Raw genomic sequence first — 15600 nt, forward strand, 5'->3', positions numbered from 1 at the left:
CGTTGGACGCGATCGCGACCACCGACGAGAGTGAAGGAACTCTAGTGCCCTCTATCCAATACGACTGTCCCGCCGGGCCGCTGCCCGCGTATCTGGCCGTACCGCCGGGTGACGGCCCGTGGCCCGGCGTAGTGGTCATCCATGATTTGCGGGGCATGTCGGCCGACCTGCGACGCATTACCGATCGCTTCGCGGCCAACGGTTATCTGGCGCTGGCGCCTGCGCTGTACCGCCGTAGTATCAAGCCACTGTGCGTTGTCCGTACGTTTAAGTCGCTCGCGCAAGGCGACGGGCCCACGGTCGACGACTTGATTGCGGCCCGCAACCATTTGGCGGCCGACGACCGATGCACCGGAAAGGTGGGCGCTGTCGGCTTCTGCCTGGGTGGCGGCTTCTGCCTGCTGCTGGCCCCGCGTGGCGTTTTCGATGCGGCCGCACCGAATTACGGCATTTGGCCCAACGACGCATGGCCCGAAGACGCAGAATCGCTGCGCCGATCGTGTCCGGTCGTGGCGAGCTACGGCGCAAAGGACCGGATGTTGCCCGGTGCTGCGGCCAAACTGGAGACGCTGTTGATTAGGAGCGGCGCGCCTCACGACGTGAAGGAATACCCACAAGCCGGACACTGCTTCATGAACGATTTCCCTAAGGCACTCAAGTTAGTGGAAGGGATAACGGGCCTGGTTTATTCGGAGCCCGAGGCCGAGGACGCCTGGCGGCGCATCCTGGCATTCTTCGGTGAACATCTAGCCTGAGCACTGCATAGCCGGTGGGCCCGTTTCCCATATCTCGGCGACATCTTTACCGCGTTCGCCCGATAGCTGCTCGGGATTCACCGGACGGTGATCACCGACATCACAATAAGCAACCGTCACCGAGCGTTCCCGATGCAGATTGGCTGCCGCCCAGCACATCTGACGGAGGCGACGGGTCGGGCTTGTTCGCCGCAGCAAGCGCGGAGCCAACAATTCGCAGGTATTGCAACAACTTTTGGCCTCCCGGAGACATGGGAGCCTGTGCACGCATCGTCACACCTACCGATCGACTTAGTGCGTGGAGCCTCGTTTGCAGCACAGCAAGACGCTTATCGCTGCCGACGAGCAAACGGGGCAAGACGGCGATCATGTCAGTGGACAGCAGCAACTCGCGCACGATCACGATCGACGTGCACTCCACACGGTTCTCCGGTAACGACAGACCCTCTGCAACCAGCAACGATTCCAGCTCCGAACGCAACGACGTCTGTTCCACAGGAACAATCCACGGGTACTCGAGCAGATCACAAAGTTGCGGACAACTCGCGGCCTGTGCGGGGTGACGCGCACGGGTAACGAGCTGCACCGGTTCCACGTACAGCCGCTCCTGAGTCAACTGGGCAGGTGCGGCGGCCCGCAAGCGCCCGACCACCAGATCCGTGTCTCCTGCAGCCAACGAGTCGTAGAGGAGATCGGGTGTAGCTTCCTGCACCACCACGGTCAGCTTCGGATGCTCGGCCTTCAATAAAACGATGGCTCGAGGCAGCAGCACGTTCGAACCGGCCAGGTGGGTGCCGACGCGCACCTGGCCGATCTCGGCCCGGGTGAGCAGATCGATCCTGCTGCCCGCCTGGCGCAGTTGAGCGATCACGGCGCGGGCGTGCTCGACGAAACTCGCCCCGAAGATCGTTGGGGTGACACCGCGCGGCCCTCGGTCAAACAGAGGAACCCCCAGGATCTCTTCGACCTCGTGCAAAGCACGCGTGACGACCGGCTGGGTGACGTGTAACGCCCTCGAGGTGGCGATCAGGCTTCCGTGATCGGCGATTGCGGCCACCATGGTCAGATGGCGAAGCTTTAGACGACCATCTAGGAGGCGATCCCGCGTCACCGACCCATAATATGCCCGTACGAGAATAGTTCACACGCAAAATGTCAACTGTTGAGCATAAGTAAGTCGGCTTACAGTCCTATCCATGGGCAGCTCGCGCCTTGAGGAACTCGGTAACTTCATCGACGGCGCCTACGTGTCAGGAACGGATGTGTTCGCCGACGTCAGCCCCGTGGACGGGTCGATTGTTGCCACTGTCCACGAGGCGGGAGCCGATACTGTCGACACGGCGGTGCACGCCGCACGGAAGGCGCTGGACGGAACCTGGGGCGCCTCGTCGGTGACAGATCGCGTGCGCTTGTTGCGCCGTATCGCCGATCTTGTGGAGGCGCGGTGCGAAGAGTTCGTCGCCGCGGAAGTGCGTGACACGGGGAAGCCCGAGAGTCTGGTCCGGGATCTTGACGTCGCGCGAGCTGCGATGAACTTCCGCGCCTTCGCCGACACGATCGCTTCGTCGTCACTGTCGTGCTATCTGACCGATTTGGCGGGCGGTCGTCAGGCACTCAATTATGCGGTTCGTAAGCCGCTCGGTGTGGTGGCGGTGATCGTGCCCTGGAACCTACCCTTGCTGCTGCTTACGTGGAAGGTCGCTCCCGCGTTGGCATGCGGCAACGCAGTGGTCGTCAAGCCCTCGGAGGAGACGCCATCCTCGGCCACGCTATTGGGCGAGATCATGATGGAAGCCGGGTTGCCCGCAGGCGCGTACAACGTCGTGCACGGGTTCGGTCCTGGGTCGGCCGGCGAGTTCCTCACGACCCATACCGGGATCAACGGGGTCACATTCACCGGCGAGACGGCTACCGGCTCTGCCATCATGCGTGCGGCGGCGCGCGCCGTGCGTCCGGTGTCCTTCGAACTCGGCGGCAAGAACGCTGCCATCGTTTTCGATGACGCTGATCTCGAGGCCGCTCTCGACGGTCTTACGCGATCGATTTTTCTCAACACCGGCCAAGTGTGTTTGTGCACCGAACGGGTGTACCTGCAGCGAGGCATTTTCGACGAGGTCGCCGCCGAGCTCGTGCGGCGAGGACAGGCGCTGCGCCTGGGACGGCCCAATGATCCCGCCACCACAACGGGGCCGCTGATCTCGCGTCAACATCGCGACAAGGTCATGTCCTACTACGACCTAGCGGTCCAAGAGGGCGCTGAGGTGCTGCTCGGCGGCGGCGTGCCCGACCTCGGCGCGGCCCTGGCGGGTGGCGCGTGGATAGAGCCGACCCTCTGGAAGGGGGTGGACAACACGGCACGAGTAGTTCGGGAAGAGATCTTCGGTCCGGCTGCAGCGCTGATCCCGTTCGACACCGAGGAAGAAGCAGTCTGGTTGGCCAACGACACCGATTACGGTCTCGCGGCGGCAGTTTGGACGGGCAGCTTGGAGCGTGGACACCGGGTCGCGCAACGCATGCGCGTCGGGATGGCGTGGGTGAACACCTGGTATCTGCGGGATCTGCGCTCCCCGTTCGGCGGTGTAGGACTTTCCGGCATCGGCCGCGAGGGTGGCGAGCACTCCCTGCACTTTTACTCCGAACCGACGAATGTGTGCGTGCAACTGTGATTCACACTGACACAGCACAATCGGCCAGCTCTCACGGTCCGACGTTCCTCGGCAGTTTCCTCAACGCCCTGCAGGCCGCGCTCAGGATGGCGCGGAGCGCGACCACCGCGACCACCGCGGCCGTCGCGCTGCCCGCGGATAGTGTGGTCACCGCCATCGTGTCGGGAACTGCCTCGGTGGGCATTACGAGCCGAGCGGACACCGCCGATGAATGAGTCGCGTGTCCTCGCGGACAAGGCGGTGCCGCGAGGCAATTTCCCGCACGTGAAGATGCGGGGTGAGTTCGTGTTTGTTTCGGGCACCAGTAGTCGGCGTCGAGACAACTCGATCGCCGGCGCGCAGGTCGACGGCATGGGTGCGACCAATCTGGACATCCGCATTCAGACACGTGCGGTCATCGAGAACATTCGTGACATCTTGGTCGCGGTCGGATCGGAACTGACGGACCTTGTTCAGGTCACGACGTATCTGACCAACATGAATGATTTTGCCGGCTACAACGAGGTCTACGCCGAGTACTTCGATGCTTCCGGCCCAGCCAGAACTACCGTAGCCGTCCACCAGCTCCCTCATCCCCATCTGCTCATCGAGATGCAGGGCATCGCCGTCCGCGCGGCGGAGGGAAAGCATCGACCCAAACCCGGGAGGCACCAATGACATTCATTCCGCCGGTGTTCAATTTCGAGGAGTGGATCGCTGAGCATCAGCATCTGCTGCAGCCGCCGGTGAACAACGAGCAGATGTGGAAGCCTATGGGCGACTTCATCGTCCAGGTTGTGGGTGGTCCGAATGTGCGCACGGACTACCATCTCGACCCGTACGAGGAGTGGTTTTACCAGTATCGCGGCGACATGCACATCAACTTGATGACTGATGGCGGACCGGCGAGGATTGACATCCGCGAAGGCGAAATGTGGGTGCTCCCACGCAATGTGTATCACTCTCCGCAGCGTCCGATGGAAGGGTCGATCGGAATCGTCATCGAGCGCGTCCGCGAAGAGGGGACCCGCGAGCAGTTCGTCTGGTTCTGCCCTGAATGCGGCCATCTGGTGCACGCGGCAGAGATTCAACTCCGGGACATCGTGGTGGATCTTCCGCCGGTATTCGAATCGTTCTACCAGTCCCGCACCGCCCGCACGTGTGGGCAGTGCGGGGCCTTACACCCCGGAAAAGGCTGAGCTTGAACATTATCGACGTCCACACGCATTTCGTGCCGCGTGGTTGGCCCGACCTTGGCGACGGACGTCCCTGGTTACGTGTGGAATCTGAACGCGACGCGGTGATCATGGTCGGCTCGGAGGTTTTTCGACGCGTGGGCCGCGAATGTTGGGACGCCGCAAACCGGCTCGCTGACATGGACGCCGACGGGGTGTACGCACAAGTCGTCTCACCCACCCCGGTCTTCTTTAGCTACGACGCGCCTGGGGGCGAGGCGTTAAAGATCTCCAGGATCTTCAATGATCTGGCCCTGGACATCTGCGCGCCGGATTACGATCGGCTGCTGCCGTTCGCCCAGGTGCCGTTGCAAGATCCCGACGCCGCCTGTCAAGAGCTCACCCGCTGTCAGGCCATGGGGCATCGAGGGGTTGAGATAGGCAACCATATCGGGGACCGCGACCTCGATGACGCGGGAGTGGTGACATTCCTACAGCACGCCGCCGACATCGGAATGCCGGTGTTCGTCCATCCATGGGACATGCCCAGCTCGCCCAGGCTCGAGCGCTGGATGGCGCGCTGGCTAGCAGGTATGCCAGCCGAGACCCACTTGTCGGTCGTCTCGATGATCCTGGGTGGAACCTTCGACAAAGTCCGGGATTCGCTGCGCATCTGCTTCGCCCATGGCGGCGGCTCATTCGCATTCTGGCTCGGTCGATTAGAGAATGCCTGGCATCGGCGGCCCGACGTCATCGCGACGTCGCAGCAGCCACCGTCGGCTTACGTCGGCCGGTTCAGCGTGGATTCAGTCGTATTCGATCCGGCGTCACTGCGGCTCCTCATCGATCGGCTCGGAGTGCACCACGTCATGGTCGGCAGCGACTACCCGTATCCGTTGGGTGAGCGGCCCGTTGGCAATGTTGTTCATCAAGCGACATTTCTCAGCAGCGCCGAACGCGACCTTGTTCTAAAGGGCAACGCCGAAAGGTTTCTCGGATTGGGCGACGCAGTCGTCGGCGAAACGAGCCCTGACGGTAGCAACGACGCCGTCGTCAGCCAATAGTCAGCGAAGGCGCCGCACCTCGCCGACTGGATTGCGCGCGGATGCTAAGCGATTACTCGTTGTCGGTGGTTCGTGCACATCAAGACGCACTGTCGCAGTGGGGGATTGTTGACCGTCGGGTCAGCATACCGATGGGCAATATGGTGGATTCCCTTGCGAAGGACCATAATTCGATGGAGACCGACTTCTCAAGCGCGATCGGCACATCATCGCCGTCGGCGTGCCCCGAGACCCATGAAGTTAACCACCGGTCTCGGTCAGGTCGAGCATATGTCCCATTCTTTCTTGCTTCGTGCGCAGATACCGGACGTTATGCGCGGTCGTGTGAGCCGGCAGAGGGACTCGGCGGACAAGCTCGAGGCCGTAGCCGTCCAGGCCGCTGTACTTGGCCGGGTTGTTGGTCATCAATCGAATGCGGCGGATACCAAGATCGGTGAGTATTTGGGCTCCGACCCCGTAGCTGCGTGAGTCGACGGGCAGGCCCTGGACGGTGTTGGCATCGACGGTGTCGAGTCCTGTCTCCTGCAGCGCATAAGCACGAATTTTGTGTGCCAGGCCAATACCTCGACCTTCGTGGCCGCGCAGGTAAACAATGGCACCACAGCCTTCGGCGGCGATCATCTGCAGCGCGTGCTTCAGTTGTGCGCCGCAGTCGCAGCGCAGCGAGCCGACTATATCGCCGGTGAGGCATTCGCTGTGCACGCGCACCAGTGCCCCGGATGGAGATTTGCCCGCGGCCGCTACATCGCCGTGGACCAGTGCGAGGTGGTCGGTGCCGTCCAGGGTGTTGCGATACACGACGGCGCGAAACTGACCGAATTCGGTGGGCATTGCGGAACTGATGACAGGCTCCACTAACCGCTCGCTTGCTCGCCTGTGCCGTACCAGGTCTGCGATTGCAAGCGTCGGCAAGTCATGCGTGGCAGCGAAGGAACGCAGCTTGGCCCCGCGTAGCATGTCGCCGTCGTCGTCGACCAGCTCACTGATTGCTGCGACCCCCGAAAGTCCTGCTGAAGTAAGCAGATCCACGGCTGCCTCGGTATGTCCAGCTCGGACCAGCACGCCGCCATCACGAGCGCGCAATGGGAAGACGTGGCCTGGCCTCCGCAGCTGCTCGGGGCGCAGGGCCGGATCAGTGAGTGCGCGGACGGTGGCTGTGCGGGCGGCCGCGGCGACACCGGTGCCAGTGCCGACCAGATCGACACTGACGGTGAACGCCGTTTGATGTTCGTCGGTGTTGTTTGCGACCATCGGCGGCAAGCGCAGTTCGTCGGCGCGACTTGCCGGCATCGGCGCGCACACCAGCCCCGTGGAGTGGCGGATGATGAAAGCCATCTGGTCGGCAGTAACCAGCTCCGCGGCGACGATCAGATCGGCCTCGTCTTCTCGGTCCGGATGATCGGTCACGATTATCATCCCGCCAGCAGCAAGGGCCGCCTGTGCATCCCTCACGACGGCGGCGGATCGGTTCATCTTCCCAGCCTTTCTGCCGGACGCTTTTAGCGTGTCTCAGCGAGCCGATTCCGAGAACATGCAATGGCACAAATCGTCTGTGATATATCACAGTACTGGCGAATGTGGCAGGTCGTCAAGGTGGCGAGACGTACTTGAGTGGCGAGTCGATCATCGACGCCGCCCGGATTTCCGGCGCCGATGCGATCCATCCGGATTGCGGATTCCTCGGCGAGACGCCGACTTCTCGCGTGCAGTACCCGGTGCCGGACTGATGAACGGCTGTTGCGCCGTAGGTGGCGTTCGTGTGTGGGGAACTTCGCGGTGTCTGGGTGGCTAGTTTTCTTGGTTTTGTGGTGAGTGGGTCGTTGGGTGGTGGTGGTGATAGTGCTGGCGGAGAAGGTCTTTGCCGTAGTCGCCTCCGTTGGGAGTGCGCACGATGGTGTGGACGTGGTAGGGCTCTGGCTCGTCGTTGTCGAGGAAGATTCCGGCGTGGTTGTCGTATTCGATGAGCACGACTGGGCTGTGCATTCGGTAATAGAAAGGCGCGTTGGGATCTGAGGTTCCGATCCACGCAAGATGTGTTTGGTCGACATACTTTTCGATCTGTCGCCGGCGGTGGGCGCGCGGCCCTTCGGGCAGGCTCTCCAGGTAGGGGTCGGCGAGCGCTACGAGCAGTTCGCGCTGGCCTGCCGTAAGGCCTTGGCCGGGTAGGCCGGTGTAGGGCAGGACAATGTTGTCGCGGCCGGCGCCTGCGCGATGGCGTCCGTCGACGATGCCAGCGAGTTCGGGTGGCAGTTGTGAAGACAGCATCGATCCGTAGAGCAGGGCGCGGTCGCGTTGGCGGATGCTCAATGAGTCCATGAATTCGATGGCACGGCGCCGGTGTTCGGCGAATAGGATCTGGCCTTCGCATTCGACGCCGAGAAAGGTTGGCGTAAGCACGAGTTGGGGGCCGACGAACAGGGCGTGCAAGTCGATGTGGTGGCCTTGTAGTTGCCAGCCCCACGGCTGCTGGTGGGTCGGCTGGCCGAACAGGGTGAACCAGTAGCAGTCTTCGGTGAGTGTGTCGGGGTAATTGCCGGTGAGCTGACCTAGTTCGGCGTTGAGCCGCATCGCCTCGCGCACACGCCGATAGCCCGTGTTGCTGAGGGAGCTTTCGATAACCGACAGTGCGGCAGCCCGCCCCGGTGAGGTCAGGTCAGCCAAGAGCAGGCCGTGCTCGGGAAATGTCAAGAAGGCGTTACTCCATAGGCGCCATTCGGCCGCGTCGATCGGCAGCACCGCCAAGGCTCGTTCCTGTGCGCTGAGCTCGTTGAGGTAGTGCTGTGCGGCGTCGACTGCTTGTGCGCCAGGGGCGTCCTCGTCAGCCAGTTCAAACAAGCCGGGGAGGGGGTGTCCGTCAGTGGTGATGCCCACGAAGGCCTCGGAGGCGTTGCGTTCAACCGGGGGGAGTTCGGCCCCGCCCAACAATGCCATTGTCGCGGCGACCGCGGGCTGGTCGGAGAAGTCGACGGCGCCACGCTTGAGCGGTATGCGTTGGGCTCGGGGATGGTAGTTGTGGTGGGTCGTGTTCATGGGGTCTCACGCTGTGCTGGCGCGAATACCGATTGCGGGCCGGTGAGGTCGTCACCATTGGCGCCGAGGTTTACGCCGCGATCCCAGGGCTTACCCGGTTCGGGGGCCGGCGCCAGCACGGCGAGGTGTTTTTCTGTGATCGTGCCCTCGTTGTACTGCCTGTGGGGGACTCCTGCGGGCAAAACCACCAGGGTGTGCGGCGGGGCGACGTACTTCTCCAGCCCAATCTCGACGGTCAGTTCACCCTCGAGCACCAGGTAGTACTGGTCGAAATCGTGGATGTGCGTGCCTGGTCCGGCGCTGCCGGAGTCCACCTCCATGTAGTTGACAACGGTGTGCACTGAACCTTGTCCCGGCGTGGCCAGCGACTGCACACGCAGCCCGGGCATCTGTTCGCTCAACGCCGCGATGTGCACGCTGCGGGTGTAGGCGCGCCGGTCGGCGCGGTGCGGTGCGGGTACCTCGTCGGGGGTATCCACCATGTACGCGATCTGGGCGATCGGCGAGGGCGCGGGGATGAGCATCTCGAAGTGGGTTTCCGCGCCGGGGCCGTCATTCCAGTTGCGGTGTGCTAGCCCGGCGGGGATGAACACCAACGTGCCGGCGGTGATGTGAGAAACATCGTGCCCCAGCTGAACATTCATGGATCCTTCGATCAGGTAGTACAGCTGGTCGACGTGGTGGTAATGCAGCCCTGGCCCACAACCACCTTCCTCGATGTGGCTGTTGATCAGCACTGCGCTTTCCAGGTGCGACAGGAACTGTGCGCGGTACCCCCGAAAGCCGGTATCGACGGCCTTCGAGTCGTCGAAGGGGCGGATGTATTGCACGCGTGTCACCGTTGGCCTCCTGAAATTTGAACAGCTGCGACGCCCGCGACGGCTGCGGTCACGGGCTGGTGTGAGGGTGTTCCTATCCGGGTCCGCAGAGTGCCTACGCCGTCGATTTCGACTTCCACCACGTCGCCCTCGTCTAGGAAGTGCGGCGGATCGGCGAACACCCCGACTCCCGTCAGCGTGCCCATCGACACGATGTCGCCGGGCACCAATGTGGTGGTGCGGGTCAGCGAAGCGAGGGTGCGTGCGGCGTTGAAGATTTGATCACTGGTACTCCCGTTTTGTTTGACCACGCCGTTGACCCGGGTGCGGTAGGCGAGGTCATCGAGGTTGTCAATCTCATCAAGGCTCACCAGAGCAGGCCCACACGGTGCTTGATGATCACCGGATTTCGTCAAGGCGATGGTTTCCAAGCCGCGCAGCAGATCACGGGCGCTCAGGTCGTTGAAGGGCATCACCCCGGCGATATATGACAACGCCTCGTCCTCGGTGACGTGCTTGGCCACCGAGCCGATCACCAAGGCCACTTCACCTTCCCAGTCGAGTTGGTGACTGACCGCGGGCGGATTGACCACCCCGTGATGACCGACCAGCGAGCTACGCCATTTCGGGAAGAACCACGGCACCGCCGGCGCCGCTATCCCCGCCTCGACACAATGCGCTTTCGAATTGAGCGCAAGACAAATGATCTTGTCCGGATCAGGCACCGGCGGCAACAGCGGCAGCTCATCTAACCGCGAGTATTGCTCACCGTTGGTACCCACCAGTTCGGCGGCCACACGGCCAACCGACTCGCGCCCGGACGGGTCCACGAGACCAAGAAACTCCCGGACCGAACTCACCGGTGCAAAACCAGCACGGGCCGTCGCAGCCGAAAGTGGGCAGACCACACCGCCCACCAACACCCCACCTACGGCCTCGTCGCGGTGCAGATAAGTCACCAATCGCATTGGCGCAGTGATCCTTTCATACGGTTCCTTCGGACATCATTTACCTCGGAGCAGCTGGTCACGCCCTCGCTCGAGTACGGTTGATCGCGACGCCAGCCGCAGGCAAAAGCCACTGCCGCCCAGTAGTTTTGACGTATTTCCTGACCGGAGTCGGTGTCGAACGTCGCCGCAGACGAGGCGTCATTGGTCGTGGCCGGCCCGACTGCTGATCGCCGCCGCAGGTGGGCGTGATGTGCCCTGGCTGCGGTCGCGTAACTCGCGGCGAAGGATTTTGCCGCTGAGCGTCTTGGGTAGCTCATCCAGGATGTCAATGGTTCGTGGGTATTTGTATGCGGCCATGTTGTCTTTGCAGAACTCAATGAGTTCTGCTTCGGTGGCGTTTATGCCGGGCCCCAGCGATACGAAGGCCTTCACCGTCTCGCCACGGTAGGGATCGGCTACCCCGATCACCGCCGCCTCGCGCACCGCTGGATGTGCGCACAAGACGTCCTCGACTTCACGCGGCCACACCTTGTATCCCGAGGCGTTGATCATGTCTTTCTTGCGGTCGATGACAAAGAACCAGCCCGCATCGTTCATGTATCCGATATCGCCAGTACGCAGTTCGCCGTCGACGATGGCTTCGGCGGTTTCTGCGGGTCTGTTCCAGTAGCCAGGGACCACTTGTGGGCCCCTGATCGCGATTTCCCCGATTTCGCCGACGCCCACTTCGCTGCCGGCGTCGTCGAGGATGCGTGCGGCGGTGTTGAACACCGGCACGCCGACCGACAGGGCGCCGGTGAGCGGGTCGACCGGCGCCGTGGCCCCCATGGGTGTGGCGTGTGACGGCGAGGTCGTTTCGGTCAGTCCGTAGATGTTGAGGATCGTGCAACCGGTTCGTCTCCGGAACTCGTCGGCGATCGCAGGTGCGATCGGGGCGCCACCGGAGAAGACCGTGCGCAGCGATGCGAAGTCACGGTCGGGACGCTGCGACGCCGACAGCAGGCTATTGAAGGCGGTGATCGCGGCGATAGCGAAGGTGGGACGGTGTTCGGCAAGCGCATCAAGGACCACCTGCGGGTGGAAACGGTGGGCGAGCACCAGCGGACACGGCGTGACGAGCGCGACACCGATGTGCGCCACCAGACCGGTGATATGAAACAGCGGTGCAATGCCCATGATGACGTCGTCCGGGCGTAGGCCCATCCACTGCCGGCAGGTGTAGGAGTTGAACGACATGGCGCGGTGGGTGTTCATCGCCCCTTTGGGCACTCCTGTGGTGCCCGAGGTGTACGTCAGAACTGCCACGTCATCGGGTTGCGGTACGTGTCGGGCAGGTCGCCGCCCTGCATAGTTGTCCAGCACGTCGGTGAGCCGTTCACGGCCGTGCCGCAGTGGTTGCGGGTCGGCATAACTGAGGACCCGCTTGTCGTTGCGGGTTTGAAAGTCGCCGGCGCTGGTGGTGATTACGACGTCCAGTTGCGCGGCGCGCTGCTCGCTGAGCATCCCGTCGACGACCGAAGCGTAGAGGTCGTCGAGGCACAAAAGCGCCGTTGCCCCGCTATCGGTGAGAATATGGGCAAGTTCGCGTTCCTTGTTCATCGGATTGACGGGAACAGCGCAGCCGCCGGCCTTCCAGGCGGCGATCAAACCAATCACAAATGGTGGGTTGTTCTGCGTGTACAAGGCAAGGCGGTCCCCAGGGCCGAATCCCCGGTCTATTAGCGCGCACGCAAGAGCATCGGCGGCGTCATTGAGCCAGCCCAGTGTCAGAACGCTGTCGAAGTACCGGAGCACCGGCAGCTTGGGCGAGGTCTGCACCGACGCGCTGAACGCTTCCAACATCGTGCGGTGGGGTGGATCCAGCACCGGGGACTGCCCGGATGCGTACAGGGCACGCCAAGGCGCGTCGGCGTAGATCGACATCGACACCCCTGTGATCTAGCTGAACGGCGTGCGGACCCTGGCTGGCTCGCAACTGATGTGTCCCAACGGTAGTGTTGAAATATCACAGAGTCAACGTCGGGTCCGCAGAATTGCTGCCGGTCGTTCGATGATGTGAGTATCCCGGCAGGGGGAGGGTGCGAAGTTTTGGATGAGCGTGCTCACCGACCTGCGTAACCGCGGCGTCAAGGACGTCGTCTTCGTCGTGTGCGACGGCCCCAAAGGACTGTCCGAGGTGGTCAGCACCGATTTGGCCCGAAGCCGTCATGCAAACCTGCATTAATCATCTGATCCGCAACACCTTTCGGCTCACCTCTCGTCGGTACTCGGAGGAGATCGAGCGCGACATCAAACCGATCTACACCGCGGCCAACGCCGCATCTGCCCGATGGGCTTTCGACGAGTTGGCCGAGAAGTGGGGAGCAGCGCTACCCGGCGGTGATCCGCCCGTGGGACAACGCCTCAACGGTGATGATGTGGTGAGAGTTGGTGATCGCGATCGCGATGATCGTTGTGCCGTCGGCTATCCCGGGCAACCATTGCCGAAATCCACCCAGCGCCCGACGGGAGGGATCAATCGATCGAGAGGTTCGACTTACGCGCATAGACAAGGGATGGCTCAGGAAAGCACGGGTGCGTGACACGCCGTGGCGCGGCGAGGAGCGACGCCTCAGGCTTTCGGTCCCAGCGGCTCGACCTCGGCGGCCATCACCGACGGCCAGCGCGCCAGAATCTGCAGCACCTTGTCGTGGGCATCGCGAATGAACTGCTGCAGCAGTTTCGCGAGCAACTCACCGTCGCGGTGTTCCATAGCTGGTCTGATGTCGGTTTTTACAAAGAGCGAAGAGAGCGAAGCGTGGTCAGTCGACTCAGCTTCCATGATCAACATGAACACCCTGGACAGCTCTGATAAGAGCTTGTCGTGCACCGCTGTGAGGTAGGAATTGTCCACCGCCGCCGCCAGAACGTTAAACATCCTGGTTGCGATGTCATTTCCCGCCCTTGAGCTGCTGTGCCCCCATATCGGCTGGTTGACCAGCTCTTCCCAGGCAGTGACTAAATTCAGCACCGTCTTGTGCTGCTCGGGTGTGGCCAATTCGATACCGCGGCGTGCGACCGCGGGTCCGATGATTTCCCAGCAGTCCATCAGGTCGTTCACCGCGCGAATCGTCAGCGGCGCGACCTGATAGCCCTTTCGGGGCATTGTGATTACGAGCCCATCGTGGTCAAGTCGAGTCAGCGCTTCTCGAATTGGCGACACACCAAAGCCGGTTTCGGCGGCGAGCCGTCGCTCCGTCAACCGAGAGCCGGGTGGCAACGACAAAGTGATGATGTCTTCACGCAGTCGTTGGTACGCCGCCTCACCCAGCGGGAGCGTTACGCACTCTGCTGTCATGCTTTGAAACGTTACCAGAGCGCACTGAAATGTTATTTCTTCCCACCGGGGGACTGGCCTCGTCGCGCTCTGCCGAAACGCCGGCCAATCTGGGCATGCACTCCTCTATAGCGGTTACCCAAAGGATTGGCGATGGCGAAAGCTGGGACGACACGCACAACGCTCGGTCCAGAAGGAGCCAGACACTGATCAGCGCCAGTCAGCCCGGCGGTCCTGAAAGACGTGAGCGTGTCTGATGAAGTCTCAGAAAGCCGGTGCGTTATCCGGTGGGCTACATGGGCGGGAGGTTTTGACAATTGGGCGTAGTGGGCAGGCCGTTGAACCGATCGGCGATCCACTGCATGCCCCGCTCACCCTCGACGAAATATGTCAGCATGCTGTTGGTCCCGGTCTTATTGAGGAACGGCGGTTGTTCGTTGGTCCAGAGCTCCACGTCGGCGCCCTGAGCGCACCAGTCCGCGGCTAGTTGCCTCGCCCCAACCCATGGAAAACCGGGGTCCCACCGATTGATGTCGATTTGCACTGGTGCCTTGGGCTTCAAGGAGCCCAGCCGCTGGGCAGCCAGAGCGGACTTGATGGGCTCCGTACCAAGTACCTGGTGAAAATCCTGATTGAAGTAGGGCTGCAGATGGCGAAACATGAATTTTGTGATCACTTCGTCGGTGCAGGCATAGCGCGTCTTTTGAAGAAAGTCGACCCCTCGCGGGGTCAGCGTGTCCATGACGCCCTGCTCGGCCTCGGGGAAGGCCGCGATGAAGGCATTGAGCGCAAACCCCATCGTTCCGACCAGCATTGACCCATCTTGATAGTCCGCGCTCAAGGCGTAGTCGGCGTTTGGTGCACCGACCCAGGCGCCGACGACGTTGAGTTCGGGGGCATAGCTGGGCGCCATCTCGACAGCCGCGCCTGCAGCTTGGCCGCCCGGTCCGTATCCCCAGAATGCGACCGGACCATGCGGATCAAGGGAGGTGCCCGGCAGCCGCATCGCCGCTCGCGCCGAGTCGATCACCGCGTGCGCGGTGGGAATTCGTATTCCTGTGGTGGGCGGGCCGTATGTGCCCGTGCCCTGATAGTCGGTGGCCACCAGAGCGAATCCTCGGTCCAGCATGGTCGCCAGGAAGCCTTCTTCGTAGTAGAACTCGAAGTCGAGGAAGCCGCCGTAGTGCATGCCGCCCTCGCTGACGAGCCGGGAGATCGCGCACTGATCGCCGAGGCCTTGGGACCAGGGCGCGAACGCGATGAGCGGGCGCGGGCCGCTGCCCGTCCACGGCCGGTCGGGCTCAAAATAGGTGCCGCTGACAGCGACGGGTTCGCCCCGCACATTGATGCTTTGGTACATGATGCGCGTGCCTTTGCCCGAGTAGTTCCCATGGCCGGCGGGATCCAGCGCGATGCGCGACGGTTCGCTGCGGATGAGGTCACCGGGCGACCCAGCGGGCAGTGGATTCGGCGGCGAATAGAACGGCCGGTATTGGCATTCCGGTTGGTAACCGATGTTCGGCGGGCAGTCCTCATCGGCGCCAGCTGTAGCGGGTCGTGCAACCATCACGCACGCTGCGAGCGCAACGACGGTCATCAGCAGCAGGCGCAACGAGGCGAATACCGCATGTGAAGTCCCGCGGCGCGCAGGTCGCTGTGCGCGAGCGCCGCCGCGCCGTGCTGCGACAGTAGATGTAACAAAACGGACAGCGGGGGTGGTCATGGTTTTCCTTAGGTCTGTCAGATCGACTGAATGTCTTTACTTTTGGCCGTGGAGTGGGTGCCAGCAGGGATGAGTTCGGCGACCGCGTGCCAGTCCTGAGATCCAACCGATCCGGTTGCGGGGG

15 protein-coding genes and 1 pseudogene are annotated in these 15600 nt (G+C 62.5%); 8 read left to right on the forward strand and 8 right to left on the reverse strand.

The window, feature by feature from the left end; translation table 11 throughout:
• Positions 1 to 2: 2 nt before the first annotated feature.
• Positions 3 to 755, forward strand: coding sequence for a dienelactone hydrolase family protein (locus VJV41_RS11435; protein ID WP_325333713.1), 753 nt, complete (start codon positions 3 to 5; stop codon positions 753 to 755).
• 100 nt (positions 756 to 855) lie between these two features.
• Here VJV41_RS11435 and VJV41_RS11440 read toward each other — a convergent pair whose 3' ends face one another.
• Positions 856 to 1866, reverse strand: a complete 1011-nt coding sequence (locus tag VJV41_RS11440) for a LysR substrate-binding domain-containing protein (protein WP_325333715.1) — start codon at positions 1864 to 1866, stop codon at positions 856 to 858.
• An 85-nt stretch (positions 1867 to 1951) separates the two neighbouring features.
• Here VJV41_RS11440 and VJV41_RS11445 point away from each other — a divergent pair, with 85 nt between their 5' ends.
• The 5 genes from VJV41_RS11445 to VJV41_RS11465 are packed head-to-tail and all read left to right on the forward strand — an operon-like array spanning position 1952 to position 5639.
• Positions 1952 to 3421 carry a 2-hydroxymuconic semialdehyde dehydrogenase gene (locus tag VJV41_RS11445; RefSeq protein ID WP_325333717.1) on the forward strand — a complete coding sequence of 490 codons (1470 nt, stop codon included), beginning with the start codon at positions 1952 to 1954 and terminating at the stop codon, positions 3419 to 3421.
• Positions 3418 to 3636: a hypothetical protein gene (locus VJV41_RS11450; protein ID WP_325333719.1), complete on the forward strand. Its 219-nt coding sequence runs from the start codon at positions 3418 to 3420 to the stop codon at positions 3634 to 3636. Before VJV41_RS11445 ends, VJV41_RS11450 begins: the two co-directional genes overlap by 4 nt.
• On the forward strand, positions 3629 to 4078 hold the full coding sequence (locus tag VJV41_RS11455; RefSeq protein WP_325333721.1) for a RidA family protein: 450 nt from the start codon (positions 3629 to 3631) through the stop codon (positions 4076 to 4078). The genes VJV41_RS11450 and VJV41_RS11455 overlap by 8 nt, the downstream gene beginning before the upstream one ends.
• Positions 4075 to 4599 (forward strand): 3-hydroxyanthranilate 3,4-dioxygenase, encoded by a 525-nt coding sequence (locus VJV41_RS11460; RefSeq protein ID WP_325333723.1) that lies wholly within the window; start codon positions 4075 to 4077, stop codon positions 4597 to 4599. Before VJV41_RS11455 ends, VJV41_RS11460 begins: the two co-directional genes overlap by 4 nt.
• Before the next feature lie 2 nt (positions 4600 to 4601).
• Entirely contained in the window at positions 4602 to 5639 is a 1038-nt protein-coding gene (locus VJV41_RS11465) for an amidohydrolase family protein (protein ID WP_414684937.1), read from the forward strand.
• A gap of 240 nt (positions 5640 to 5879) precedes the next feature.
• On the opposite strand, the gene VJV41_RS11470 is transcribed toward VJV41_RS11465, so the two are convergent.
• The gene (locus tag VJV41_RS11470; protein ID WP_325333725.1) at positions 5880 to 7112 is read right to left on the reverse strand and encodes a bifunctional 3,4-dihydroxy-2-butanone-4-phosphate synthase/GTP cyclohydrolase II; all 1233 of its coding nucleotides are present in this window, start codon (positions 7110 to 7112) and stop codon (positions 5880 to 5882) included.
• A 134-nt stretch (positions 7113 to 7246) separates the two neighbouring features.
• Between VJV41_RS11470 and VJV41_RS11475 the strand changes: the two genes are divergently transcribed.
• Entirely contained in the window at positions 7247 to 7366 is a 120-nt protein-coding gene (locus VJV41_RS11475) for a hypothetical protein (RefSeq protein WP_414684938.1), read from the forward strand.
• Positions 7367 to 7427: 61 nt separating this feature from the next.
• Here the strand turns inward: VJV41_RS11475 and VJV41_RS11480 are convergent, their stop codons facing one another.
• The 4 genes from VJV41_RS11480 to VJV41_RS11495 form a co-directional block, all read right to left on the reverse strand.
• Positions 7428 to 8669: a DUF3500 domain-containing protein gene (locus VJV41_RS11480; RefSeq protein WP_325333727.1), complete on the reverse strand. Its 1242-nt coding sequence runs from the start codon at positions 8667 to 8669 to the stop codon at positions 7428 to 7430.
• Positions 8666 to 9508, reverse strand: a complete 843-nt coding sequence (locus tag VJV41_RS11485) for a cupin domain-containing protein (RefSeq protein WP_325333729.1) — start codon at positions 9506 to 9508, stop codon at positions 8666 to 8668. Before VJV41_RS11485 ends, VJV41_RS11480 begins: the two co-directional genes overlap by 4 nt.
• Positions 9505 to 10455, reverse strand: a complete 951-nt coding sequence (locus VJV41_RS11490; protein ID WP_325333731.1) for a fumarylacetoacetate hydrolase family protein — start codon at positions 10453 to 10455, stop codon at positions 9505 to 9507. Before VJV41_RS11490 ends, VJV41_RS11485 begins: the two co-directional genes overlap by 4 nt.
• 180 nt (positions 10456 to 10635) lie before the next feature.
• A complete protein-coding gene (locus VJV41_RS11495) occupies positions 10636 to 12360 on the reverse strand; it encodes an AMP-binding protein (protein WP_325333733.1) in 1725 nt (574 codons plus the stop codon).
• Positions 12361 to 12508: 148 nt separating this feature from the next.
• On the opposite strand from VJV41_RS11495, the pseudogene VJV41_RS11500 reads away from it, so the two are divergent.
• Positions 12509 to 12840, forward strand: a pseudogene (locus tag VJV41_RS11500) (transposase); the annotation flags it as partial.
• A gap of 208 nt (positions 12841 to 13048) precedes the next feature.
• Here the strand turns inward: VJV41_RS11500 and VJV41_RS11505 are convergent.
• Both VJV41_RS11505 and VJV41_RS11510 read right to left on the reverse strand, forming a co-directional pair.
• A complete protein-coding gene (locus VJV41_RS11505; RefSeq protein WP_325333735.1) occupies positions 13049 to 13774 on the reverse strand; it encodes a GntR family transcriptional regulator in 726 nt (241 codons plus the stop codon).
• Positions 13775 to 14045: 271 nt separating this feature from the next.
• Entirely contained in the window at positions 14046 to 15350 is a 1305-nt protein-coding gene (locus VJV41_RS11510; RefSeq protein ID WP_325333736.1) for a lipase family protein, read from the reverse strand.
• Positions 15351 to 15600 lie beyond the last annotated feature (250 nt).

This window comes from Mycobacterium sp. (genome assembly GCF_035274705.1).
In the GTDB taxonomy this organism is placed as follows: domain Bacteria; phylum Actinomycetota; class Actinomycetes; order Mycobacteriales; family Mycobacteriaceae; genus Mycobacterium.

Bases quoted from the DNA above. Each gene is read 5' to 3' on its own strand.
- VJV41_RS11445 (WP_325333717.1), top strand. From the start codon at position 1,952: ATGGGCAGCTCGCGCCTTGAGGAACTCGGTAACTTCATCGACGGCGCC.
- VJV41_RS11455 (WP_325333721.1), top strand. From the start codon at position 3,629: ATGAATGAGTCGCGTGTCCTCGCGGACAAGGCGGTGCCGCGAGGCAAT.
- VJV41_RS11460 (WP_325333723.1), top strand. From the start codon at position 4,075: ATGACATTCATTCCGCCGGTGTTCAATTTCGAGGAGTGGATCGCTGAG.
- VJV41_RS11470 (WP_325333725.1), bottom strand. From the start codon at position 7,112: ATGAACCGATCCGCCGCCGTCGTGAGGGATGCACAGGCGGCCCTTGCT.
- VJV41_RS11480 (WP_325333727.1), bottom strand. From the start codon at position 8,669: ATGAACACGACCCACCACAACTACCATCCCCGAGCCCAACGCATACCG.
- VJV41_RS11490 (WP_325333731.1), bottom strand. From the start codon at position 10,455: ATGCGATTGGTGACTTATCTGCACCGCGACGAGGCCGTAGGTGGGGTG.
- VJV41_RS11495 (WP_325333733.1), bottom strand. From the start codon at position 12,360: ATGTCGATCTACGCCGACGCGCCTTGGCGTGCCCTGTACGCATCCGGG.
- VJV41_RS11505 (WP_325333735.1), bottom strand. From the start codon at position 13,774: ATGACAGCAGAGTGCGTAACGCTCCCGCTGGGTGAGGCGGCGTACCAA.
- VJV41_RS11510 (WP_325333736.1), bottom strand. From the start codon at position 15,350: ATGACCGTCGTTGCGCTCGCAGCGTGCGTGATGGTTGCACGACCCGCT.